The 2,332-nt window shown below is 62.3% G+C and carries 2 protein-coding genes; both read right to left on the reverse strand.

Going from position 1 to position 2,332, the window contains the following annotated elements; all coding sequences use genetic code 11:
* Positions 1-831 precede the first annotated feature (831 nt).
* Entirely contained in the window at positions 832-2,115 is a 1,284-nt protein-coding gene (locus tag AC1DHD_RS15740; protein ID WP_476880609.1) for a ParB/RepB/Spo0J family partition protein, read from the reverse strand.
* Positions 2,116-2,183: 68 nt separating this feature from the next.
* A partial coding sequence (locus AC1DHD_RS15745) for a ParA family protein (RefSeq protein WP_476880610.1) occupies positions 2,184-2,332 on the reverse strand: 149 nt, incomplete at its 5' end.

Here is a 2,332-nt window from a genome sequence, read left to right on the forward strand (position 1 = left end):
ACCTTTCCCTGACACCCCTGGCGACCAACTCGCTGGGGGCAGCGGACACGCTCCAACGCAGCCAGCCGCAGTGATCCATCCGAAGCCCTATGGGCTGTGACATGTATCTGATTATCGGGTACCCGGATATAAACGGGTTTCACGTGAAACACCAATGGCAATGAAACGGAACTACACAACGGCGGTTCCGACCACCTGCCCGGGACAACTAGGGATGCTGAGCCGGACAAACGTCTCAGCGCACGTTACGGGGCGCCAACACAAAGCGTCCGGCACCGACGAGGGGCGCAGCCATTCCGCCAACAACACCATCAGAAGAGTCTCGCAGCCGCCGTATTATTGGCGAATAGAGGCGCTCCAGCCATAGCCAAACGGCTACCATCGCCCGCCTGTAAGCGCCTCCAGGCCCCAACGCAGGCCAAGGCGCCCTTGTATCGGGGCGTAGCTGCGACAGCCCCTGACACACCCTCACGCGGCCGGCCCGTCCAGCCATAGGTAGACCCGCCCGCTCAACGCCGGCGCATTCAGTACTGGCCACTGGAGCACCCGACGACGCTGTCCCAGCGAGGCCGTGGTGCTCTGAGAGACGCGAAAGCCCATAGAACGCTCGCCTCCATAGCCCGGACCTTCCACATGGCGCACTGGACGAGGCACCCGCACTGTAACTTCATAGATCCCCGCACTCCGGCTTGGTCAAATACACCAGTAGACCGCCCCGCGGACAAAAAACAGGCCCCGTTTCACGTGAAACAGGGCCTGCCTTCCGCACCAAGTGCGGTCTCGGATTGCTAGGGGGCTAGTTCGGGTGTGCGGCCTAGGATTGCTAGGGCGCTAGTTAGGGTTACCCGGCGTCAGAACTTCCATAATGCGGTTCAGGTCTTCAACGCTGGCGAACTCAATGCTTACGCGTCCCTTTCGGGCACCCAGTGAGATCTTTACGTTCGTATCCAGGCGATCAGAAAGCGACGAAGCGAGGTAGTCGAGACGCTCATGGCGCGCACCCGGACGCGGAATGTTGTTCTTAGCCGGTGCAGCCGGGCTCTGGTAGAGCGTCACTGCCTCTTCCGTAGCCCGGACGGACATTCCCTCGGCGACGATCTTCTGCGCCAAGCGTTCCATCGCGGCTGCATCCGGCAGGGCCAGCAGAGCGCGGGCGTGACCGGCCGAAATAACACCGGCCCCGACGCGACGCTGCACCAACGGCGGAAGCTTCAGGAGGCGCAGAGTGTTGGAGACCTGGGGCCGTGACCGGCCGATGCGGTCAGCGAGCTGCTCGTGCGTCGTACCGAAGTCCTCCAGCAACTGCTGGTACGCGGCTGCTTCTTCGAGGGGATTCAGCTGGCTGCGGTGCAGGTTCTCCAGCAACGCGTCGCGCAGGAGGTCATCATCGGTCGTGTCACGGACAATTGCCGGGATGGTATCCAGCCCGGCGGCCTGTACTGCCCGCCAGCGACGCTCACCCATGACGAGCTCATAGGTTTCGCCATCCTCTTCGGTTGAAGTTCGCACCACAATTGGCTGGAGGACGCCGATTTCGCGAACAGAGTGAACGAGCTCCGCCATGTCGTCCTCATCGAAGACAGAACGCGGCTGTTTCCTGTTCGGGTGAATGTCCGAGACCGGGATTTCGGCGAACCGGACGCCGGGTACCTCCACGAGGTCGACGCCGTTGTCCTGGGGGTTCGTCGTCGCTTCGGTCACGGGAGCAACGTCCTGGACCGGGGCACTGCCCTTGGAGGGAGCGGCTTTGCGTGCAGTCGCTTTCTTCGCAGTCGTCTCGGTGGCCTTCGGGGACGAATTCTTCGATCCGCTCACCGGTGACGATGCCTGCTTCGCAGCAGGCTTGGCATCTGTGGAATCACGCGCCGCAGACTCGTCACCGCGAACTGACTCTGCCGAGGCTCCGTCGACGGCGGGAGACGCCGTCGTCGTCCCGTCCAAGGCAGCGGGCGGCTCTTCGGTGAGCACCGCTTCAGGTGATCGCTTCCTGGCTTCAGGAAAGAACAGATCCACGGGCCGGGACGGAGCGGAACCGTTCCCGGAGGCGTTAGCCGAGGCGGAACTTGGAATCAGTGCGCCAAGTCCACGGCCAAGGCCGCGTCGCTTATCGCTCATGGATAAATCCCTCCATTGGAAGAGCCTGGCATCCCCCGGCTCTGGCTAGTGCAATTGTTGAGAAGATTCTAACGTTCAGCAATTTCCGCTGCGGCTTCCAGGTAGGAAAGGGCGCCGCTGGAGGAAGGATCATAGGTCATGACGGTCTGCTGGTAGCTCGGCGCCTCGGAAATCCGGACCGAACGGGGGACCACTGCACCAAGGACCTGGTCAGGGA

It is taken from the genome of Arthrobacter sp. 05L45_2, assembly GCF_056397525.1.